This is a genomic window from Variovorax ginsengisoli (genome assembly GCF_030811835.1).
Lineage (GTDB): Bacteria > Pseudomonadota > Gammaproteobacteria > Burkholderiales > Burkholderiaceae_C > Variovorax > Variovorax ginsengisoli_C.
On record NZ_JAUSRO010000002.1, the window covers coordinates 130,985 to 151,545 of the forward strand.

A 20,561-nucleotide genomic window follows, 5' to 3' on the forward strand; every position below is an offset into this window, starting at 1 on the left:
CGCGTAAGTCGTTGACTTACTTGAACTTTTAGTCTGGTGGCTCTTCACGGAGGAGCCAGTTAACCTCTTGCGAGAGGTCGAAAAACCTATATTAATCAACAACTTGCAACGCTCGTCAGGGGTGCCATGAGCGATCCGGCAAGTGGCACCCCGCGATGTAGCTCTTCTGGCGGCCAGCGCCGTTTTTTTGACAAGCGCGTGATCCTGCACGTCATGGAAGTTGATGGCGCCATAAGTTCAGATGTAACGTGCCGTTGCCGAGCTAAGTAAGCTCTGCCACAATGGAACCTTCAATTACGCGTACGGTAGCGGTTCTGTTTCTGCTATCAATGTCGGGCGCTTCGCCAGACTGAGCTGTAGTGGAGTGGATCAACGGCACGAAATCGGCATGCGCCGAATCCGTGTCCAGTTGGTCCCGATTCGGCGCATGCCGATTTCGTGCCTAAATTCTAGGTAATTGATTTGCTGGACGCTTTAGAACTATTTAAATCGAGCGTCGACCCGGCGAAAACCCGACTATGCCGTTTGCCAAAGATAATTTTGATTTTTGGCAGCGGCCCAATCGGGATCAGCGACGAGCATCGCTCCTCATCATTCCGGAACGTTTTTTTGAACTGGACGAGCGAGAACAGTCACTCGCTTACGTCGCAGTTTCGATTGCCGGAAAGCTTTCCAGAATGGAATAATTTCGAGGGCTATCAAAATCTAATTGATTTTGAGAGAGACGCCGGCGCCCTTTCAAATGCAATTCTTCTTTTCTCCGAAGGTACCGGAGCATTAGTGGAATTGGGCGCGTTCTGCATGGACGAAGTTTTGTCCGAACGCCTTCTAGTCGTTGTAAATCAAGCGCACTACAGTGCCGACTCGTTTCTAGTTCACGGCCCACTTCTGAAGCTGCGCGGTAGTCATTCCGACGCTTCAGTCTGTGTAATAGAGTCAAAACAACCTTCAGATTTTTATCTTGAAGCTGAAATTGTTGCTGAAGCGTTGAGGATTAAAGTTGACGAAAAACCTCGAACTAAAGTTTTTATCGAAGGTCGGACGCAAGATCAACTTTTGTTGATTGCGGATTTGGTCGAGTTGTTTGGTGCCGTAACCGAGACCGAAGTAATTTCCTTGCTGGAATTTATGGGCGTTAGTTTGGATAGAAATGCCTTTAGACGGATGGCGGGGCTTTTAAAACTCTTTGAGTTGATTTCTGAAAAACAGCAGTACACTCAAAAATTCTTGATCGCACCGCATAATGGTCGTCAGTCCTATATGGATTACACGTCTGTTCAGATTGGGCAGGCGGATAAAAAATTTGATAGGACCCGGTTCAAGTTCTCGGCGTTCGAGCAGTTGAAGAAAGAAACTGCTCGAAAGAAGGCGTACGAGCAAGTACATGGAAAGCTGCCACATGCAAGTAATTGAGTTACTTACTGCCGCTTTCCCGATTTCAGATCGTGAAGCCTTGCTGTTGATACGAACGGCCCCGCGCAGATACAAAGTTCATTCAATCGAGAAGCGCAATGGGCGTGGTAAAAGAATAATTGCACAGCCAACCGCAGAGTTGAAGGCGATCCAAAAATTTTTGATGGGAACATTGTTGCGAGGATTGCCAATCCATCCCGCCGCAATGGCGTATCGCCCAAAAATAGGAATTCGAAACCATGCGGAGTTGCATGCAGCAAAAAAATACCTGCTGAAACTTGACTTTGAAAACTTCTTTCCTTCGATAAGGGTTGAAGATTTTCAGAAGCATCTGGTCTTGTATTCAAAGTTGAATGAAGATGATGTGCGAGCCGTTTCGCGTCTTCTATTTCGATATGAAAAGGAAGTCGGAGCGCTAATTTTGTCCATTGGCGCGCCGAGTTCTCCATTCGTGTCGAATACTATAATGTATGAGTTTGACTCAATTGTTGCGGAGTATTGTGGCTCGCGGAACATAACTTACTCACGTTATGCCGATGACTTAGCATTTTCAACCGATGTACCTCATGAACTGGATCGGGTTCAGAATTTTGTTAGGCTGTTGTGCGAAAAAATCGTATTTCCCAGGCTAAGATTGAACGAAGAAAAGACAGTATTTACTTCGAAAAAGTTTCAACGCCAACTTACGGGATTAACTCTAACGAATGATGGAAAGGTTTCTCTCGGCCGAGAAAAAAAGAGAGAAATTCGATCAATGGCGCATCATTTCTCTTTAGGTCGATTAGATGCGCCCCAAATTGGAAAACTTCGTGGCTTGCTGTCATTCTCCCTTTCCATCGAGCCAGATTTTTCCGTTTCCATTCAACGAATGTTAGGCGATGTTAAATACCGAATTTTAATGATGGGGCTAAACTAAAATTTTTCGCGGAATTAGTGCGCTGGGCGTCATGTGCGGTGTCGTGTGTGGTGCCGACCGAAAAAATTCCTAAACATCTCCTCAAATGTCGGAACAGGCTTCCCGATGGACTATCCCGCGTCGTTCAGAAGGCTCATGTCATGAGGTCAGAGTCACCTAAGATTGCATGTTTGGGCTGGGGCTCATTGTGTTGGCAGCCGAAAGAGTTGCGGATGATCGGTGGTTGGCAGTCAGATGGCCCGATGCTCCCTTTGGAGTTCACGCGGGCGTCGGACATGGGCAAGGGGCGCCTGACGTTGGTTGTCACCCCAGGCGTTCCCGAGGTTCAATCGCTCTGGGCGCTCTTGGACTACGAAAGCCTGGAAGACGCTCGTAAAGCACTCATAGTCAGGGAAGGGTGCTTGCCACAAGGAGTAGGCGTTTGGCCAGGGGCCGATGAGCACAAGCGACTTGGGGGCGACACTATCGCGAAGTGGGCGAAAAATAAAGGCTTCGACCATGTGCTGTGGACTGCCTTGGGCCCAAAGTTCATGAATGAGAATGGAAGACAGCCGGCCTCTGCAAAGGAGGCAGTGGAGTACCTGCGCTCAAGACCGCTCGCGGTTTTCGCCCAAGCCGAGGAGTACGTGCGCAAGGCACCGCCTCAGGTCCGTACTGCATTTCGAACTGCCTTTGAGGAGCGACTTGGCTGGACGCCGCATCAGCCGCCGTTTTAATGGAGCCCCCAAACTTCCGCCGTTGCTAACGCGACCAGAATTGTGGGACGAACTGCCGAACTCCTTCAGATCACCATCAGCCTTTGGCCGGAGTCTGAATCGCCCCGGATTTTCTAGACACCTCTGAGCCCCAAACCTGAGGCCCAATAGGAGGTGCCATGAGCAAGCAGAGATACCCCGAAGAATTCAAGATCGAAGCGGTCAAGCAGATCACGGAACGAGGCCACAAGGTGGCCGATGTGTCGGCCAGGCTTGGCGTCAGCCAGCACAGCCTGTATCAATGGATCAAGGCCAGTCAGATGTCGCCTGACCAGCGCCAGGCACAGGGCTCGCAAGCCGACGAGATGCGCCGCCTGAAGGCTGAGCTCAAGCGTGTGACCGAGGAGCGCGACATCTTAAAAAAGGCCGCAGCGTACTTTGCCAAGCAGTCCGGGTGAAGTACGCATTTATCGAGCGGCATGAACATGAGCACAGCGTGCGCCGCATGTGCTTGTGTCTGCAGGTGCACCCCAGCGGCTACTACGCCTGGAAGGTCGATCCGATGAGCCCACGTGCGCAGGACGATCAACGGCTGCTGGGCCTGCTCAAGCACGCGTGGTTGGAGAGCGGCGGCGTGTACGGCTACCGCAAGCTCACCCTGGACATGGGCGATCTGGGCGAGATCTGCGGCAAGCACCGGGCTGCTGCTGTACTGCGAAGGTGCTGGTGGCTGTGCGACAGCAACAACTTGCGTTACAGGGGCCGCCGGCACTTCGATCTGCGCGGGCTGGTGGCATCCAGAAATCGCCTCCACGACATTGACGTTGCGCCCGAGGATGTCGAGGAAGGTGGCTTTCCATGTCGGACGTCGATCGAGTTCGGCCAAGAACCGACCGAGTCGATCCTGATCGTCGTCGTCGGCAACGGAGACATTGCCGATGGTCCACGTACTGATCGTGTTTCGGAAATCTTTGAAGGCAGACGGGCGGTGCGGCATTGGAACTCCCTCGATGAACGCGTTGAGCACTGCCACAAGTCTGCGGGCTTGGGAAAGGTCTTTTGTTCGAAGGGAGCTGCGCAGCTCACTAGGGAAAACACTTTTGCCTAGGAGCACTCGGACGAAGTAAACGCCCGTTTTTTGCGGTGTAAGCGCGGGGATGAAAATCCCATGGTGGCACCCTCAAGTGGCACCCCTGAAAAACAAAAAGCCTTGTAAGTCGTTGACTTACAAGGCTTTCTTGACTGGTGGCTCTTCACGGATTCGAACCGCGGACCTGTGGATTATGATTCCATCGCTCTAACCGACTGAGCTAAAGAGCCGAGCCTCGAATTATAGCGTGGTTGGACGCGTGCTCAACCCCCTGGGGAAATTTTTTAGCGTCGGGGGCCAGCCGGCTTCATCACTGGTGCGTGAACTTCGCCGTCCGCTTGGCCAGGAACGCGTCCATGCCTTCCTTCTGGTCGTTGGTTGCGAACAGCGCGTGGAACAGGCGGCGCTCGAACATCACGCCGTCGCTCAGGCTGCCCTCGAAGGCGCGGTTGACCGACTCCTTGGCGGCCATGACGGCGATCTGGGAGAAGTCGGCAATGACCAGCGCGGCACCCAGCGCCTCGTCGGCCAGTTTCTCGAAGGGCACGACGCGGCTGACGAGGCCGGCGCGCTCGGCTTCGGTCGCGTCCATCATCCGGCCGGTCAGCGCCATGTCCATCGCCTTGCTCTTGCCGACCGCGCGCGGCAGGCGCTGGGTGCCGCCGGCACCGGGGATCACGCCCAGCTTGATTTCGGGTTGACCGAACTTGGCGTTGTCGGCCGCGATGATGAAGTCGCACATCATGGCCAGTTCGCAGCCGCCGCCCAGTGCAAAGCCGCTCACGGCGGCGATCACCGGCTTGCGGATCGATCGGATGGTTTCCCAGTTGCGGGTGATGTAGTCGCCCTTGTAGGTGTCGACGAAGCTGTACTTTGCCATGGCGGCGATGTCGGCGCCTGCAGCGAAGGCGCGCTCGCTGCCGGTGATGATCATGCAGCCGATGGCGTCATCGGCGTCGAAGGCGCGCAGGGCGGCGCCCAGCTCGGTCATCAGCGCATCGTTGAGCGCGTTGAGCGCCTTCGGGCGGTTCAGCGTGACGATGCCGACCTTGCCGGCTTCGGTGCGCACTTCGATGTTGTCGTAGCTCATTGGTGTCTCCATGAGGGAAGGGAACAGGGTGAACAAGGGAAAAGGGGACGCGGTCCACTATACCGAGGCGCGCGCAAAACCTTTGTCGCCTTCACCTCTTCATTTGAGAATTGTTCTCATCTAGAATGGCGCGATCGAACGGAGATGCCATGGAAGAACACGCGGTACTGCTGCGCGCCTATGCCAAGGCGCAGGAACGTTGCTCTCGCCTGCTGGCCGATCAGGCCGCGCAGATCATGCGTCTGCGGGCGGCCTTGATCGTGCGCGATTCGGCACTGGCGCTGGCGCGTGAGGCGCTCGCCGACCAGGCGCACCAGGGCTTTCAACCGCCCCGGAGGCTGCTGGGCCTGCTGACGCCCGGCAAGCGCCGTGTGCCACCGCCGTCGGCCCCGTTGCCCGACCTGCGGGTGAAAGCCGTGCTGTGCGTGGGCCGTGCCGATGAAGCGTCTGCGCTCGCGCGCCAGCTGGTGGAGATTTCGGGCGGCAGTTACCTGCACCATGACGGCCGGGACGAGCCGGGCCTGGAGGCGGCCGACCTCGAAGCCAGCCTGCGCGCGGCCGATCTGGTGATCTGCCAGACCGGCTGCGTGAGTCACGGTGCCTACTGGCGTGTGCAGGACCATTGCAAGCGCACGGGCAAGCCCTGCGTGCTGGTGGACGCGGCAGGCACACAGCCCGTGCATTTCGTCAGGCGCGCAGAGGCGCCGGTGGCCTCAGAGGCTGCTGCGGGCGACGGCGGCTGAGGATGGCGCCGAGGACGCGGCTGCCGAAGGTACAGCCAGCCAGGCCGACAGCTTGCCCGCATCCTGCGCGAACAACCGCCACGTGGTCACGCCAGCGGGCAGCGTCAGCGGCAGGCGCATCAGGCGCCGGTCGCGCGCGACCAGTGCAGTCATCTTCTTGTGCGGACCAAGGTAGAGCGCCAGGTCGTCGAGCTTGGTGATGCGCCAGGCCTGCACCGGCTGCCGCTTGGGTGCAGGTACTTCGATGCCGATCCATTCGTCGTGGGTCGCGAAGCCGGCCTTCTCGGCCGCGCCGCCGCGCAGCACGACCTTGACCACCACACTGCCATTCGACTCCGCCACGCGCAGGCCGAGTTCTTGCGCGCGCTGCGCTGCATCGTCGAGCGTGGCGACGCCATGCGCGCGCAGCAGCTCCGACAGCGGCAGCTCGGCGGTGGAATGGACCCACTGCGTGAGTTCCTTGTCGTACGAGCGGCCGCCCACGGTCTCGATTGCCGCCGCCACGTCGGCTTCGGTGATCGGTCCGCCCTGGCTGCGCGCCCACAGCAGGCGCATCACGTCGTCGAGCGTGCCCTTGCCTTCGCTGCGCAGCGTGAGGTCCAGGCACATCGCCACCAGCGCGCCCTTGGTGTAGTAGCTGATGGTGACGTTGGGCGTCTGCTCGTCCTGGCGGTAGTACTTGACCCAGGCGTCGAAGCTTGCCTCGGCCACCGATTGCACCTGCCGGCCCGGCGCCTGCAGCACGCCGTTGATGGTCTTGTTGATCAGCCGCAGGTAGGTCGCGTCGTCGATGCGGCCGGCACGGCGCAGCAGCAGGTCGTCGTAGTAGCTGGTGAAGCCTTCGAAGAACCACAGCAGTTGCGTGTAGTTCTCTTGCGCGTAGTCGTAGCTTGCGAACTCGGCCGGCCGCATGCGCTTGACGTTCCAGGTGTGGAAGTACTCGTGGCTGATCAGGCCGAGCAGCGTGACGTAGCCCTCGGGCTGCTTCTTGGCGGCGAGCTGCGGCAGGTCGCGGCGCGTGCAGATGAGCGCGGTCGAGTGGCGGTGTTCGAGCCCGCCATAGCCGTCGTCCACTGCGTTGAGCATGAACACGTAGCGGTTGTGCGGCGCCTTGGGGCCGCCGCGCTTGCCGACCTTGTCGCCATGCCAGAAGCGCATCTGCGCTTCGCAGATGGCACGGGTGTCGGCAATCAGTCGTTCGCCGTCGAACGCCGCGGTCGCGCCGGCCACCACGAAGCGGTGCGGCACGCCGCAGGCCTCGAACTCGGCGCTCCAGAAGGCGCCCAGCTCGACCGGACTGTCGGCCAGTTCGTCGTAGCGCGCGGCCAGGTAGCTGCCGAAGCCGTACCGGTCGGTCTTGACGGGCATGAGCGCCGTGGCGCACGACCAGCGCGCATCGCCGGCGCGCAGCGGCACAGGTGCGACGATGTCCACCGCATGCGGGCTCTCAGTCTGGCCGTCGACGCGCAGGCAGAGGCTGGTACCGTTGAAGAAGCCGCGTTCGCTGTCGAGCCAGGCGGTGCGCACCGAAGGGTCGTACGCGCAGACCTCGTAGCGCAGCACCAGTGGCTTGCCAGCGTCGCAGGCAACCTGCCAACTGTGCTTGTCGAGCTGGGCCAGGGCCAGCTTGCGGCGGCCCTGCGTGGCCCGCAGGCCCTGCAGGTTCTTTGCGAACTCGCGCACCAGGTAGCTGCCAGGAATCCACACCGGCAACGACACGCGCTGCAGGGCAGCCGGGGACGCGACGGTCAGCGTGATGGCGAACAGATGGGCGTGACGGTCCGCGCACTCGACGCGGTAATGAACGGCAGCGGTTGTGCTCATCATCAGCTGGCAGCTGCGGCGAGTTGCTTTTCGACCTGTGCCGCGGGAATCGCGCCCGGCGTGCGCGTGCCGTTGGTAAAGATCAGCGTCGGCGTGCCGGTGATGTTGTACTTGCGCCCGAAGTCGATGTTGCGCTGCAGGGCCGTCACGTCGCAACTGGCGGCTGCGGTGTCGGGGCGGACCTCGCTGGCCATCCAGTCGTTCCACGCCTTGGCCTTGTCCTTGCTGCACCAGATGTTTCGGGCCTTGACGGTCGAATCGGGGCCGAGCACCGGGTAGAGGAAGAGGTAGATGGTCACGTTGTCGACGTTCTTCAGGTCGCGCTCGAACTGCTTGCAGTAGCCGCAGTTCGGATCCTCGAACACGGCGAGCTTGCGCTTGCCATTGCCACGCACGATCTTGAAGGCGTCCTGCACCGGCAGCTTGTCGAAGGCGACCTCACTGAGCTTTTCGATGCGCGCGGCCGTCAGGTCCTTGCGTGCCTTCACGTCGATCAGGCTGCCCTGCAGCAGGTAGTTGCCCTGCTCGTCGGTGTAGAAGATCTCGGTGCCGTTGATGCGCACTTCATAGAGTCCGGCCACAGGCGATTTGCTGATCTCGTCGATCTTCGCGAACTGCGGAATCTGGGCGGCGAGGTTCTTGCGGATTTCCGCTTCGCCGGCCTGCGCGTGAAAACTGGCGATCAAGGTGGCACCGAAGGCGGCGGCAAGGAGGGTGCGGGCGAATGTCATCGGCGGTACATCTCGAAAGGAAAACAGATCGTGTCGGACGGCGGCGCGAGCCTCATGACTTCATCGCCTGCCGCGTGACCCAGTGCTTGAGCATCCGGGTGCGGTCGAAGCCGCGCATGCCCCAGTTGCGCAGGGCGGGCAACGGTTCGGTGGTGTGCGAGAAGAGCTGCTGCAGGCCGTCGGTGGCCAGGCTCATCGACAGCACGTCGGTGCGCCGCGCGCGTTCGTAGCGGCGCAGCAGGCGCGCATCGCCCACGCTGCGCCAGTAGTCGCGCTGGCGCAGGACCTCGGCCAGCGCAGCCGCATCGGCCAGCCCCAGGTTCAGGCCCTGGCCGGCCAGCGGGTGCACGGTGTGCGCAGCGTCGCCTGCCAGCGCCCAGGCGCCCGGTGTGTGATGCGCGGGCGCACCGGCCGGCACGGGCATGCGGCCCGTCCAGCGATCGGCGATGGCGCGTTGCAGCGGCCATGCCGTGCGTTCGCTGGCGAGCGTGAGCGCACCCAGCACGTCGTGGCTGGCTTCGCCCACTGCCGTGGCAAAGGTGTCGGCGTCCTGAGCCATCACCTCCGGCGCGCGGAACTGTTCGACTGACCACACCAGCGCGACCGAGCGGCCCTGCTCGCCGCCCAGCGGCAGCAGCGCGAGCACCTCGCCCCGGTCGTTGAACCACTGGCGCGCGATGCCGTCGTGACCGCGCTCGGTGTCCAGGCGCGCGGCAATCGCGTGCTGCGGGTAGCGCGTCACCTCGTAACTCACGCCCAGCGCTTCGCGGGTGGCACTGGCCTTGCCTTCGCAGACCACCGTCAGCGGTGCCGCCACGGGCTCGGCGACCACCTCGATCATCGGCTGGAAGCGCACGGCGTCGGCCAACTGGCGTTCCAGCGCAGGCACGTCGACGATCCAGGTCAGCGCGTCGACCTTCTGCTGCAGCGCGCTGAAGGCGACATGGCCACCGTCGTCGCCGTAGACGCGCATTTCGCGCACGGCAGTGGCGTGCGCGGCGTCGGGCCAGGCGCGCAGGGATTCGAGCAGCGTGCGCGAGGCGCTGTTGAGTGCGTAGGCGCGTACGTCCTGCCGCACTGCGCTGTCGTTCGGGGAGGCGACCGCGGGCGCGACCAGCGCCACGCGCACACGTTCGCGTGCCAGCAAGAGGGCCAGCGTGCGGCCGACGATGCCGGCGCCGCGGATGCAAACTTCGGGAGGGAGGGCCATCGGCCCATTGTAGAGAGCCGTCCATGTGGCCCCGCGGCGCGCGTGCAGGAGACAATCCCGCATCGCCGCAAAGGAATATCGCTCGTGACCGCTCCCGTCCCCTTTCCCGTCCCTGTTCCCGCTCTCGCCAGTGACTTTGACCTGCAGGCCACCATCTCCCGCCTGTTCGTCTATCCCGTCAAATCCTGCGCAGGGGTCGAAGTGCCCGAGGTGCTGCTGACCGAAACCGGCCTGGAGTTCGACCGTGCCTGGATGGTGGTCAATGCCGAGGGTGTGTTCGTGAGCCAGCGCGAACTGCCGCGCATGGCGCTGATCCGGCCCCAACTCAAGCAACTGGAGATGGTGCTGCGCGCGCCCGGCATGCTGGCGCTCCACATCGCCTTCGACCGTGTCGAGCAACCCGTGCGCGTGAAGGTGTGGCGCGACGAGGTGGCCGCCTATGACATGGGCGATATTGCGGCCCAGTGGTTCAGCGACTTCCTCTCGGAGCCCGGCCGGCCCCAGACGCTGCGCATGGTGCGCTTCGACCCCGAGCACCAGCGGCTGTCGAACATGGCGTGGACGAACGGCGTGGCCGCGCCCCACCAGTTCGCCGACGGTTTTGCGCTGCTGGTGGCAAGCGAAGCGTCGCTCGACGAACTCAACGTCAGGCTGGAGGCCGCAGGTCATGCGCCCGTCGGCATCGAGCGCTTCCGCCCGAACATCGTGCTCGCGGGCATCGAGGCGCAGGACGAGGACCGCGTCGAGACGATGCACATTGCCACCGCCGAGGGCGGCGCGCGGATCGAGCCGTCAAAGCCCTGCACGCGTTGCCCGATCCCGGACATCGACCCGGCCACCGCCGCGTCCTCGCCGGAAGTCGGCGACACCCTGCGCAGCTACCGTGCGAACCCGCGCGTCAACGGCGCCAGCACCTTCGGCATGAATTGCATCGTGGTCGACGGCATCGACCACCTGCTCAAGATCGGCCAGCCGGTCGGCGCGAACTACCGCTTCGACTGACCCGGGCGGGCGCTCAGAAGCACACGCCCGAGACCAGCACGATGTTGGCGTAAGGCGTGCATTCGCCGGTGCGCACCACCGCCTTGGCGCGGGCGCTGAGCTGCTTGAGCGCCTCGTGCGAGATGGCTTCCGGTCCCTGGCCCAGCGCGTCCAGCGCGCTGGCGCACCACGCGGGCAGCGCGCCACCGTTGCGGTCGAGCGCTTCCTGCGCAATCACCGCGCGCTCCACCTGCATTTCCGAGAGCACGGCCTTGAGCACGTCTTCGACACGCGGAATGCCCGGTGTCAGCGCCAGGTCGATGCGGCGCGGGCCGTCCGGCACGGGCAGGCCCGCATCGCCGATGACGATCATGTCGCCGTGGCCGAGCATGGCAATTGCGTGGGAGAGTTCGGCGTGCAGGAGGGGGGTGCGCTTCACAGGACGGTCCAGTCGGTCGGTGAGGTGTGGCGCAGCACGGCGTCGCGCTGCGGAATCGAAGGTTGCGCGCCGGGCTGCGTCACGCAGAGCGCGGCGGCGCGGATGCCCAGGCCGACGGCTGCGTCGAAGCCGTTGCCGCTGCCCAGCGCCACCGCCAGCGCGCCGAGGAAGGTGTCACCGGCGGCGGTGGTGTCGACCGCCTTGACCACTGGCGCGCCGTGGTGGCGCGCACCGGTGGCGTCCACGGCCACGGCGCCCTGCGCGCCCAGCGTGACCACCACGCGCGCCACGCCGCGGGCGCGCAGCGCCTGGCCGGCCGCAGCCGCTTCGGTGGGCGTGTCGGCCGGCAGCCCGGCGAGCATGCGGGCCTCGACTTCGTTGACCACCAGCGTGTCGATCAGCGGCCACCAGGCGTCGTCGACCGGCTGCATGGGCGACGGGTTCAGCATCACCTTGCAGGCACTGCGCTGCGCCACCTGCAACGCGCGCCCGACTTGGGCGAGCGGCGTTTCGAACTGGGTCACGAGGAAAGCCGCGCCAGCGAGCTGCGTGGCAAGCGCCGCTTCGTCGATTTCCAGCTGTGCGTTGGCGCCCGCGATGACGACGATGCGGTTCTGCGCGGCGTCGTCGACCATCACCAGCGCCGTGCCGGTGGGTGCGTCCGGAACCACGCGCACCGCGGCCGTGTCGATGCCGTCCCCGGCCAGCGCGTCGCGCAGCGCCCGGCCATGCGCGTCGTCGCCCACGCAGCCGACCAGTTGCACGCGCGCGCCCTGGCGGGCACAGCCCACGGCCTGGTTGCCGCCCTTGCCGCCGGGAACGTTCGTGATGGAGCGGCCCTGCAGGGTTTCGCCGGCGTCCGGCGCGTGCGGCACGCGCAGCACGATGTCCATGTTCAGGCTGCCAAGCACCACGATGCGGGGTGGGGGAGAGGAAAGCGTCGGGTTCACGGGAGCGGTTCTGCGATCAGGGCTGGCGGAGCAGCGGGACGGGGTCAAGGGCAAGGGTAGGAGATAGGGCAAAAGGGGGCGCCGTCGAGGCACGCACGCGCAGCTCGGCCGGCAGCACCATCTGGTGTGGCTGGTGGCGCTGGCCGCTCACGCGTTCGAGCAGCATGTCGACGGCCAGCGCGCCGATGCGCGCCTTGGGCTGCGCGACGGTGGTCAGCGGCGGGCTGGTGTAGGCGCAGAGTTCGATGTCGTCGAAGCCCACCACCGACAGGTCGTCGGGCACGCGCAGGCCGACCTCGTGCGCGGCGCGCAGTGCGCCCATGGCCATCAGGTCGTTGCAGGCGAACACGGCCGAAGGCCGTGCGCCGGGGCTGCTCAAGATGGCGCGCATCGCCTCGTGGCCGCCCTGGCTGGTGAAGCCGCCGCGCCAGAGCAATGCATCGCCTTCGGGCAGCACACCGGCGTTGGCCAGCGCCTGGCGCCAGCCCTGCACGCGCAACTCGCCGGCGATCACATGGGCCGGCCCGCCGATGCAGGCGATGCGCCGGTGGCCGAGTGCCAGCAGGTGCTGCATGGCCAGCAGTGCGCCGTCCTTGTGGGCGGTTTCCACCAGGTCGCAGCCGGGGTCGTCGATCTCGCGGTCGAGCAGCACTGCGGGCATCTGCAGGCCATGCAGTTGCGCGACCAGCGCATCGTCGTCGCCGGTGGACACCACGATCAGCCCGTCGATGCGACGTTCGGCGAGCACCTTCAGGTACACGCTCTGGCGCGCGGGCGCATCGTCGGTGTTGCAGAGGATCAGCGTGTAGCCCGCTGCAAAGCAGCGTGCTTCCACCGCGTGCACGATCTCGGCGAAATACGGGTTCGAGCTGTTCGGAATCAGCATGCCCAGCGTGCGGGTGGTGTTGCTCTTGAGGCTGCGGGCCACTGCGCTGGGCACGTAGCCCAGTTCGCGGATCGCCAGCTCCACCCGTTCGCGCACCGCCGTGCTCACGTGGCGCGTGGTGTTGACGACGTGCGACACGGTCGTGACCGACACCCCGGCCTGCAGCGCAACGTCCTTGATGGTGGCCATGGGGCGCGCAGCGGTCAGTGGCCGCGGCGGTCGGCGCGGCGCTGGCGCAGCGTGTCGATGATCACCGCCACCACGATCACGGCGCCGGTGATGATGCGCTTGCTCGGCTCGCTCGCGCCGATCTGCGCCAGGCCCGCCTCGAGCACCGCGATGATCAACACGCCGAAGAAGGTGGTGATGACCGAGCCGCGCCCGCCCATCAGGCTGGTGCCGCCGATCACCACGGCGGCGATCACCTGCAGTTCGATGCCCACGCCCGCATTCGGATCGGCCGCCTCCAGGCGCGCCGACTGCATGAGGCCGGCCAGCCCGGCGAGCAGCCCGGTCAGCGCGAACACGATGATGCGGATCGGCCGCGGGTCGATACCGGCCAGGCGCATGGCCTCCTCGTTGGTGCCGATGCCTACCACCTGCCGGCCGAACACCGTGCGTGTGAGCACGGCCTGGCCGATGATCACCAGCACCACGGCCAGCAGGAAGGCGACCGAAATGCCGCCGATCCATGGCGCGGCCAGACCGGAGATCGCGTCGCCGACGTACTGGGTGCGCGAGTCGGTCACCAGATAGGCGCCACCGCGCACGGCTTCCAGCATGCCCAGCGACACGATGAACGAAGGCAGGCGCCAGGCCACCGACACCGCGCCGGTCACTGCGCCGCAGAGCAGGCCCGTCGCCAGGCCCAGCGCGGCTGCGGCCGGCACGCTCCACTGCCATTGCAGGATGGCGGCGGCCGTGGCCGCGGCGCTGAGTGCCAGCACGGAACCTACCGACAGGTCGATGCCCGCAATGATCAGCACGAAGGTCATGCCCACCGCCATCACGGCCAGCGCCGGGATTTCGTTGGCGATGGTCACGAAGGTCTCGCGCGTGAGGAAGTAGTCGCTCAGGCTGCCGAACAGCGCGATCATGCCGATCAGCACCGCGGCCAGGCCGAGGTAGGTGCCCAGTTGGCCCTTGAGGGCCGAGCGCGGCGCGGGCGCTGCGTCGGGCGCGTGGAGGGGAGTGGCAGTCTGGCTCATGAGGAGGCGCAATCGGTGGAGGCCGCGGCGGGCGGCGGGGAGAAAGAGGGGGCGTCGGTCGCTGTGGGTGGCAGCACGGCCGCATCGCTGAACGCTGCGGCCAGCAGCGACTGCTCGGTCCACTGGCCGCGCTCGAACACGGCGACCAGTCGGCCGCCGCTCATGACGCCGATGCGATCGCACATGGCCATCAGTTCGCGCAGGTCGCTCGAGACCATGAGCAGTGCGCGGCCCGCGTCGGTCATGCGGTCGAGCTCGGCGTACAGGTCGGCGCGCGCGCCCACGTCGACGCCGCGCGTGGGCTCGTCGAGCAGCAGCACCCGGCATTCGCGGTGCAGCCAGCGGGCGAACACCACCTTCTGTTGGTTGCCGCCGCTCAGCGTCGCCACGGGCTGCTCGATGCTGCTGGAGCGCACGCGCAGGCGCTCGACGAAGCGGCGTGCGATGCCGCGCTCGAAGGCCGGCCGCAGCCAGCCGCCGCGCGAGACCGCGCCCAGGTCGCTGAGCGTCGTGTTCACGCGGATCGATTGCGCCAGCAGCAGGCCCTGCGACTTGCGGTCTTCGGTGACCAGCCCGATGCCCGCGCGAATGGCCTGCATCGGCGAGCGCCAACCCTTGGGAATGCGGCGCACCCCGGCGGCGTCGCCCGTGCCCGCGTGCAGCGTGAGTTCGCCCCGATCGGCGCGATCGGCGCCGAAGAGCAGGCGGACGAGTTCGGTGCGGCCCGAGCCGACCAGGCCGGCCAGGCCCATCACCTCGCCGGCATGCAGGCTGAGGTCGACGTCGCGCACCACCTGCGCGCGGCCGATGCCGTGCGCCTGCATGACCACCGGGCCGGCCAGGCGGCGCGGGCGGCCTTCGTGTTCGTGCACGGCACGTCCGACCATGCGCTCGACGATGTCGGCCTCGCGCACGCCGGCCATCGGCCGCACGTCCACGAGCCGGCCGTCGCGCAGCACGGCCACGGTGTCGCAGATGCGCTGGAGTTCCTCCAGACGGTGCGACACGTAGATGATGGCGACACCCTGCGCCTTGAGCAGATCGATCTGCTCGAACAGGTGCGTGGTCTCGCGGGGCGTGAGCATGGCGGTGGGCTCGTCGAGCACCAGCACACGGGTGTCGTCCTGCAGGTTGCGGGCGATCTCCACCATCTGCTGCTGGCCGATGCCCAGCGCTGAAACCGGCGTGCCCGGGTCGATGCCCTGCATGCCGATCTTGGCGAGCTGGTGCGCGGCCAGCGCATGGAGTTCGGCGCGGCGCAGCCAGCCGGCGCGATGGGGCAGCCGGTCGAGCAGCAGGTTTTCTGCCACCGACAGCGTGGCCACCAGACCGAGTTCCTGCATGACCATGCGCACGCCCTGGCGTTCCGCATCGCGGCGCGAGGTCGGTGCAAAGGCCTGGCCGCCGAGCGACATGTGTCCGCGCGTCGGCGTGACCAACCCGCAGATGATCTTCGACAGCGTGCTCTTGCCCGCACCGTTCTCCCCGGTGAGCGCCAGCGCCTCTCCGGCACGCAGGGTGAGCGTGACGCCGTCGAGCACGGGCGCCGCGTAGTCCTTGCCGACCGCATCGATCTTCAGGACGGGCAGGGCGGCGCCTGCGGGGAGGGTGGAATGGCGCAAGGCAGTGTCCGTTTCAGCAGCCGGTTACTTGCTGTCCTTGGTCACCAGCACCACGTCGGTCTTCACCGTTGCGGGCATGGCTGACTGCGGCTTCTTCTCGGCCAGCGCCTTCAGGGCGGTCTCGATGCCGAACACGGCCTGCTTGGCGGCGAACTGGTCGGCCGTGGCGAGCACGCGACCGTCCTTGAGCATCGGCTTGATGGCGTTGATGTTGTCGTAGCCGACGACCTGCACCTTGCCGGTCTTGCCTGCAGCCTTGACCGCGGCCACTGCGCCCAGCGCCATGCTGTCGTTGCCGGCCAGCAGGGCCTTGAGGTCGGGGTGCTCGCGCATCATGCCGGCGGCCACCGTGTTGCCCTTGTCGATTTCCCACTGGCCCGACTGCACGCCGACCACCGTCACGCCGGCGGCCTTCATCGCGTCCTGGAAACCCAGGGTGCGCTGCTGTGCATTGAACGTGGTCGACACGCCTTCGATGATGCCGACCTTGTCGCCCGACTTCAGGCCCTTGGCCAGGAAGTCGCCCACCAGCTTGGCACCAGCACGGTTGTCGGGGCCGACGAAGGGCACCTGGATTGCCTTTTCCTGCAGCGCGGCTGCGTCGAGCTGGTTGTCGATGTTCACCACCAGAATGCCCTTGTCGATCGCGGCCTTGATCACCGGCACGAGCGCCTTCGAATCGGCCGGTGCGATCACCAGCGCGTTGATCTTCTGCGCCACCATCTGCTCGACCATCTTGATTTGTGCGGCGGTGTCGGTCTCGTCCTTGATGCCGTTGGCCATCAGCGTGTACTCGGCCGCATGGGCCTTCTGGTGGGCCTTGGCGCCGTCTTCCATGGTGCGGAAGAACTCGTTGGCCAGCGATTTCATGACCAGCGCGACCTTGGGCTTGTCCTGGGCCAGGGCGGGGGTGCCGGCCATGGCGCCGAGAACGGTGAGGGCGATGGCGCTCTGGAGTGCGCGACGGGTGAATTTCATGGTGTCTCCAAGGAATTGAACAGTGCCGGGTCTGTGCCGGGACCGCGATTCTTAGCGAAAGCAAACGTTTGCGCAAACGTTTGCTAATCAGGGTTTTCCCCGGGATGGCGTCCTCGCCTAAAATGCCCGGTTGACCCAAGAGGACCTCCATGAGTTTGCAATGCGGCATCGTCGGCCTGCCCAACGTCGGTAAATCCACCCTTTTCAATGCGTTGACCAAGGCCGGTATCGCAGCGGAAAACTATCCGTTCTGCACCATCGAGCCCAACACCGGCGTGGTCGAGGTGCCCGACCCACGGCTGCAGCAACTCGCCCAGATCATCACGCCGGAGCGCATCGTCCCGGCCATCGTCGAATTCGTCGACATCGCGGGCCTGGTGGCCGGCGCCAGCACCGGCGAAGGCCTGGGCAACAAGTTCCTCGCGCACATTCGGGAAACCGACGCCACGGTGAACGTGGTGCGCTGCTTCGACGACGACAACGTCATTCACGTGGCCGGCAAGGTCGACCCGATCTCCGACATCGAGGTGATCCAGACCGAACTCTGCCTGGCCGACCTGGCCACGGTCGAAAAGGCGCTGCACCGCCACACCAAGGTCGCGCGCTCGGGCGACAAGGATGCGCAGAAGCTGGTGGCCCTGCTCGAGCGCTGCCAGAAGGCGCTCGACGAGAACATCCCGGTGCGCGCGCTGGAGTTCACGAAGGAAGAGCAGCCGCTGGTCAAGTCGTTCACGCTGATCACGGCCAAGCCGGCGATGTTCGTGGGCAATGTGTCGGAGGACGGCTTCGAGAACAACCCTTACCTCGACCGCCTGCGCGAGTACGCCGCCAAGCAGAACGCACCGGTCGTGGCCATCTGCGCCAAGATCGAGGCCGAACTTGCCGAGATGGACGACGAGGACAAGAAGATGTTCCTCGCCGAGATCGGCCAGGACGAGCCGGGCCTTGACCGCCTGATTCGCGCGGCCTACAAGCTGCTGGGCCTGCAGACCTACTTCACCGCTGGCGTGAAGGAAGTGCGCGCCTGGACCATCCATGTCGGCGACACCGGCCCGCAGGCCGCCGGCGTGATCCACGGCGACTTCGAGAAGGGCTACATCCGCGCCCAGACCATTGCCTTCGAGGACTTCATCGCCTTCAAGGGCGAGCAGGGTGCCAAGGATGCCGGCAAGATGCGCGCCGAAGGCAAGGACTACGTCGTCAAGGATGGCGACGTGATGAATTTCCTGTTCAGTAGTTAAGCTCGCCCCCAGTCTCCGCGCACTTCGTGTCGCTTCGCCAACCCCCTGCCGGGGGCAACACCAGCGGCCCGGCAAAGCCGGTTCCGCGGTGTTTCGCGAAGTGGCCGTGATGTTTTCAACAGCACAACAGGTCCTTCGCGATGCTCACCGTCCACCACCTCAACAACTCCCGCTCGCAGCGCGTGCTCTGGTTGCTCGAAGAACTCGACCTGCCTTACGAGGTCGTGCGCTACGAGCGCGACCCCAAGACCATGCTGGCGCCTGCGGCCCTGCGTCAGGTCCACCCGCTGGGCAAGTCGCCGGTGGTGACCACCGACGACGGGCTCACGCTGGCGGAGTCCGGCGCCATCGTCGAGACGGTGATCGAGCGCTACGGCCAGGGCCGCCTGGCGCCAGCGGCGGGTACGCCCGAGGCGCTGCGCTACCGCTACTGGCTGCATTTCGCTGAAGGCTCGGCCATGTCGCCGTTGCTGCTCAAGCTGGTGTTCGACAAGATCGAGAACACGAAGATGCCCTTCTTCGCCAAGCCGATTGCCAAGGCGATCGCGGGCAAGGCCAAGGCCAGTTTCGTGATGCCCAACATCAACGCGCACCTCGACTACATGGAGCGCGAGCTCGCCAGCAACGAATGGTTTGCCGGCCCCGCGTTCAGCGGCGCCGACATCCAGATGAGCTTTCCGGTGGAAGCCGCAGCCGCCCGCGGCGGCCTGGACGCCAAGCATCCGAAGCTCATGGCCTGGTTGCAGCGCATCCATGCACGGCCGGCCTATCAGCGGGCGCTGGAACGTGGCGGCCCCTACGGGCTGCTGAGCTGAGCGAGCGTCGGCCGCTTCAGCTCGGCCAGATGTAGAGCAGTGCGACCGTCATCGTGACGTAGCGCGCGAACTTGCCGACAGCCATGTAGAAGGTGCAGGGCCAGAACGGCAGCTTGAGCCAGCCTGCCACCGCACACAGCGGATCGCCCACGATCGGCAGCCAGCTCAGCAGGCACGCCTTGGGCCCGAGCCGCTCCAGCCAGCCGAGCACGCGCACGTGGTGCTTCGAGTTCGCGTACTTGTCGGCCACCTTGTGGGCGCCGTAGCCCATCCACCAGTCGACCATGCCGCCCAGCGTGTTGCCCAGCGTGGCGACGGCGATCGCGGGCCAGAAGAGCTCCGGGTTGAGCTTGAGCAGGCCGAACAGGATGGGTTCGGAGCCGACAGGCAGCAACGTGGCTGAGACGAAGGCCGCGATGAACAGTGTCGAAAGCCCGTACTGGGGCAGCGCGAGAAGCGCCATGAGGGAGTCGAGCCAGGCTTGCATGTGGGCTGGAGTATAGGAAGTGCGCGTCGGATGTCGCGTCGGAAAAAGCGCCGCAAGCGTTCGTCGGCGCCACAGGTGCAAATGGTTTCAGCGCAAGGTGCCCGGCCTCGCTACAATCGTGCCTCATTTTTCAGCAGCCAGCGCTCGCGCCCCTCCATCCGTTTTCTCTCGACCATGCAGATCGGCCCCATCGCGCTGGAGAATCGCCTGTTCGTCGCCCCCATGGCGGGTGTGACGGACCGGCCTTTCCGCACGCTCTGCCGTGCGCTGGGTGCAGGCTACGCGGTCAGCGAGATGGTGACGTCGCGCAAGGACCTCTGGAAGACACTGAAGACCTCGCGCCGCGCCGATCACACCGGCGAGCCTGGCCCGATCTCGGTGCAGATCGCCGGCACCGATGCGGCCATGATGGCCGAGGCCGCACACTACAACATCGACCGCGGCGCGCAGATCATCGACATCAACATGGGTTGCCCGGCCAAGAAGGTCTGCAACAAGTGGGCCGGTTCGGCGCTGATGCGCGACGAGCCGCTGGCGCTCGCGATCGTTCAGGCGGTGGTGGCTGCTGCAGCGCCGCACGGCGTGCCCGTGACGCTCAAGATGCGCACCGGCTGGAGCGAGGACCATCGCAACGCCGTCAAGCTCGCGCGCGATTTCGAGGCCGCAGGCATTCAGATGCTCACCGTGCACGGCCGCACGCGTGAGCAGGGCTACAAGGGCGCTGCCGAGTACGACACCATTGCGGCCGTGAAGGCCGCCGTGCGCGTGCCGGTGGTGGCCAACGGTGACATCACTTCGCCCGAGAAGGCCCGCGACGTGCTCGCTGCGACCGGTGCCGACGCGGTCATGATCGGTCGCGCCGCCCAGGGCCGGCCCTGGATCTTTCGCGAGATCGCCCATTTCCTGGACCACGGCACGCACCGGGCGCCGCCGCGGGTGGCCGAGGTGCGCAGGCTGCTGCTCGACCACTTGCAGGAGCACTATGCGCTCTACGGCGAGTTCAGCGGCGTGCGCACGGCACGCAAGCACATCGGCTGGTACGTACGCGACCTGCCAGGCGGCGAGGCGTTTCGCAGCCAGATGAACGGCATCGAGGACTGCGCGCTGCAACTGCGCGCTGTCGGGGACTATTTCGACGTCCTCGCCGCCACGACCCAGCGCATGCCCGCAGGCAATGCCGCCGCGGCAGGCGCGCAGGGGGAAGAAGAAGACGAGGAGGCGGCATCGGCCGCGCATTGAGAA

General features: G+C 64.7%; 18 protein-coding genes, 1 tRNA gene and 1 pseudogene. 8 read left to right on the top strand and 12 right to left on the bottom strand.

Annotated features, from left to right (window positions below; all coding sequences use genetic code 11):
- Positions 1-462: 462 nt before the first annotated feature.
- The 3 genes and pseudogenes from J2W36_RS02765 to J2W36_RS02775 all read left to right on the top strand — a co-directional run.
- Positions 463-1,413, top strand: a complete 951-nt coding sequence (locus J2W36_RS02765; RefSeq protein ID WP_307688140.1) for a retron St85 family effector protein — start codon at positions 463-465, stop codon at positions 1,411-1,413.
- Positions 1,400-2,329 carry a retron St85 family RNA-directed DNA polymerase gene (locus J2W36_RS02770; RefSeq protein ID WP_307688141.1) on the top strand — a complete coding sequence of 310 codons (930 nt, stop codon included), beginning with the start codon at positions 1,400-1,402 and terminating at the stop codon, positions 2,327-2,329. Before J2W36_RS02765 ends, J2W36_RS02770 begins: the two co-directional genes overlap by 14 nt.
- Positions 2,330-3,203: 874 nt before the next feature.
- Positions 3,204-3,742 (top strand): annotated as a pseudogene (locus J2W36_RS02775) (transposase); the annotation flags it as partial.
- Positions 3,743-4,267: 525 nt separating this feature from the next.
- Here J2W36_RS02775 and J2W36_RS02780 read toward each other — a convergent pair.
- Positions 4,268-4,344, bottom strand: a tRNA-Met gene (locus J2W36_RS02780).
- Between the two features lie 80 nt (positions 4,345-4,424).
- A complete protein-coding gene (locus J2W36_RS02785) occupies positions 4,425-5,204 on the bottom strand; it encodes an enoyl-CoA hydratase (protein ID WP_307688142.1) in 780 nt (259 codons plus the stop codon).
- A 149-nt stretch (positions 5,205-5,353) separates the two neighbouring features.
- On the opposite strand from J2W36_RS02785, the gene J2W36_RS02790 reads away from it, so the two are divergent.
- A complete protein-coding gene (locus tag J2W36_RS02790; RefSeq protein ID WP_307688143.1) occupies positions 5,354-5,947 on the top strand; it encodes a DUF2325 domain-containing protein in 594 nt (197 codons plus the stop codon).
- On the opposite strand, the gene J2W36_RS02795 is transcribed toward J2W36_RS02790, so the two are convergent.
- The 3 genes from J2W36_RS02795 to J2W36_RS02805 are packed head-to-tail and all read right to left on the bottom strand — an operon-like array spanning position 5,918 to position 9,712.
- The gene (locus tag J2W36_RS02795; protein WP_307688144.1) at positions 5,918-7,771 is read right to left on the bottom strand and encodes a M61 family metallopeptidase; all 1,854 of its coding nucleotides are present in this window, start codon (positions 7,769-7,771) and stop codon (positions 5,918-5,920) included. The two genes, J2W36_RS02790 and J2W36_RS02795, sit on opposite strands and share 30 nt — an antisense overlap.
- A 2-nt stretch (positions 7,772-7,773) precedes the next feature.
- The gene (locus J2W36_RS02800; protein ID WP_307688145.1) at positions 7,774-8,502 is read right to left on the bottom strand and encodes a DsbC family protein; all 729 of its coding nucleotides are present in this window, start codon (positions 8,500-8,502) and stop codon (positions 7,774-7,776) included.
- 52 nt (positions 8,503-8,554) lie between these two features.
- Positions 8,555-9,712 (bottom strand): FAD-dependent monooxygenase, encoded by a 1,158-nt coding sequence (locus J2W36_RS02805; RefSeq protein ID WP_307688146.1) that lies wholly within the window; start codon positions 9,710-9,712, stop codon positions 8,555-8,557.
- Between the two features lie 84 nt (positions 9,713-9,796).
- On the opposite strand from J2W36_RS02805, the gene J2W36_RS02810 reads away from it, so the two are divergent.
- Positions 9,797-10,714, top strand: a complete 918-nt coding sequence (locus tag J2W36_RS02810; RefSeq protein WP_307688147.1) for an MOSC domain-containing protein — start codon at positions 9,797-9,799, stop codon at positions 10,712-10,714.
- Between the two features lie 13 nt (positions 10,715-10,727).
- Here the strand turns inward: J2W36_RS02810 and rbsD are convergent, their stop codons facing one another.
- Genes rbsD through J2W36_RS02840 form a run of 6 tightly spaced genes read right to left on the bottom strand, consistent with a single transcriptional unit; the run spans position 10,728 to position 16,776 of the window.
- Positions 10,728-11,132, bottom strand: a complete 405-nt coding sequence (rbsD, locus tag J2W36_RS02815) for a D-ribose pyranase (RefSeq protein ID WP_307688148.1) — start codon at positions 11,130-11,132, stop codon at positions 10,728-10,730.
- Complete coding sequence (gene rbsK / locus J2W36_RS02820; protein WP_307688149.1) at positions 11,129-12,082, bottom strand: ribokinase; 954 nt, start codon at positions 12,080-12,082, stop codon at positions 11,129-11,131. Before rbsK ends, rbsD begins: the two co-directional genes overlap by 4 nt.
- Before the next feature lie 16 nt (positions 12,083-12,098).
- Positions 12,099-13,157: a LacI family DNA-binding transcriptional regulator gene (locus J2W36_RS02825; protein WP_307688150.1), complete on the bottom strand. Its 1,059-nt coding sequence runs from the start codon at positions 13,155-13,157 to the stop codon at positions 12,099-12,101.
- A gap of 14 nt (positions 13,158-13,171) precedes the next feature.
- Entirely contained in the window at positions 13,172-14,176 is a 1,005-nt protein-coding gene (locus J2W36_RS02830; RefSeq protein WP_307688151.1) for an ABC transporter permease, read from the bottom strand.
- Positions 14,173-15,798 (bottom strand): sugar ABC transporter ATP-binding protein, encoded by a 1,626-nt coding sequence (locus J2W36_RS02835; protein ID WP_307688152.1) that lies wholly within the window; start codon positions 15,796-15,798, stop codon positions 14,173-14,175. The genes J2W36_RS02830 and J2W36_RS02835 overlap by 4 nt, the downstream gene beginning before the upstream one ends.
- 24 nt (positions 15,799-15,822) lie before the next feature.
- The gene (locus J2W36_RS02840) at positions 15,823-16,776 is read right to left on the bottom strand and encodes a sugar ABC transporter substrate-binding protein (protein WP_307688153.1); all 954 of its coding nucleotides are present in this window, start codon (positions 16,774-16,776) and stop codon (positions 15,823-15,825) included.
- A gap of 149 nt (positions 16,777-16,925) precedes the next feature.
- On the opposite strand from J2W36_RS02840, the gene ychF reads away from it, so the two are divergent.
- A complete protein-coding gene (gene ychF / locus J2W36_RS02845; RefSeq protein WP_307688154.1) occupies positions 16,926-18,017 on the top strand; it encodes a redox-regulated ATPase YchF in 1,092 nt (363 codons plus the stop codon).
- A 140-nt stretch (positions 18,018-18,157) separates the two neighbouring features.
- Positions 18,158-18,832 (top strand): glutathione S-transferase family protein, encoded by a 675-nt coding sequence (locus J2W36_RS02850; RefSeq protein WP_307688155.1) that lies wholly within the window; start codon positions 18,158-18,160, stop codon positions 18,830-18,832.
- Positions 18,833-18,848: 16 nt separating this feature from the next.
- On the opposite strand, the gene J2W36_RS02855 is transcribed toward J2W36_RS02850, so the two are convergent.
- Positions 18,849-19,319 carry a YqaA family protein gene (locus tag J2W36_RS02855; protein ID WP_307688156.1) on the bottom strand — a complete coding sequence of 157 codons (471 nt, stop codon included), beginning with the start codon at positions 19,317-19,319 and terminating at the stop codon, positions 18,849-18,851.
- Positions 19,320-19,493: 174 nt separating this feature from the next.
- Between J2W36_RS02855 and dusB the strand changes: the two genes are divergently transcribed.
- Positions 19,494-20,558, top strand: a complete 1,065-nt coding sequence (gene dusB / locus J2W36_RS02860; RefSeq protein ID WP_307688157.1) for a tRNA dihydrouridine synthase DusB — start codon at positions 19,494-19,496, stop codon at positions 20,556-20,558.
- The last annotated feature ends 3 nt before the right edge of the window (positions 20,559-20,561 follow it).

What these genes read in the sequence shown, in the direction of transcription:
- J2W36_RS02770 (WP_307688141.1), top strand. Translation starts at nt 1,400, where the DNA reads ATGCAAGTAATTGAGTTACTTACTGCCGCTTTCCCGATTTCAGATCGT.
- J2W36_RS02785 (WP_307688142.1), bottom strand. Translation starts at nt 5,204, where the DNA reads ATGAGCTACGACAACATCGAAGTGCGCACCGAAGCCGGCAAGGTCGGC.
- J2W36_RS02790 (WP_307688143.1), top strand. Translation starts at nt 5,354, where the DNA reads ATGGAAGAACACGCGGTACTGCTGCGCGCCTATGCCAAGGCGCAGGAA.
- J2W36_RS02795 (WP_307688144.1), bottom strand. Translation starts at nt 7,771, where the DNA reads ATGAGCACAACCGCTGCCGTTCATTACCGCGTCGAGTGCGCGGACCGT.
- J2W36_RS02800 (WP_307688145.1), bottom strand. Translation starts at nt 8,502, where the DNA reads ATGACATTCGCCCGCACCCTCCTTGCCGCCGCCTTCGGTGCCACCTTG.
- J2W36_RS02805 (WP_307688146.1), bottom strand. Translation starts at nt 9,712, where the DNA reads ATGGCCCTCCCTCCCGAAGTTTGCATCCGCGGCGCCGGCATCGTCGGC.
- J2W36_RS02825 (WP_307688150.1), bottom strand. Translation starts at nt 13,157, where the DNA reads ATGGCCACCATCAAGGACGTTGCGCTGCAGGCCGGGGTGTCGGTCACG.
- J2W36_RS02830 (WP_307688151.1), bottom strand. Translation starts at nt 14,176, where the DNA reads ATGAGCCAGACTGCCACTCCCCTCCACGCGCCCGACGCAGCGCCCGCG.
- J2W36_RS02840 (WP_307688153.1), bottom strand. Translation starts at nt 16,776, where the DNA reads ATGAAATTCACCCGTCGCGCACTCCAGAGCGCCATCGCCCTCACCGTT.
- ychF (WP_307688154.1), top strand. Translation starts at nt 16,926, where the DNA reads ATGAGTTTGCAATGCGGCATCGTCGGCCTGCCCAACGTCGGTAAATCC.
- J2W36_RS02850 (WP_307688155.1), top strand. Translation starts at nt 18,158, where the DNA reads ATGCTCACCGTCCACCACCTCAACAACTCCCGCTCGCAGCGCGTGCTC.
- J2W36_RS02855 (WP_307688156.1), bottom strand. Translation starts at nt 19,319, where the DNA reads ATGCAAGCCTGGCTCGACTCCCTCATGGCGCTTCTCGCGCTGCCCCAG.
- dusB (WP_307688157.1), top strand. Translation starts at nt 19,494, where the DNA reads ATGCAGATCGGCCCCATCGCGCTGGAGAATCGCCTGTTCGTCGCCCCC.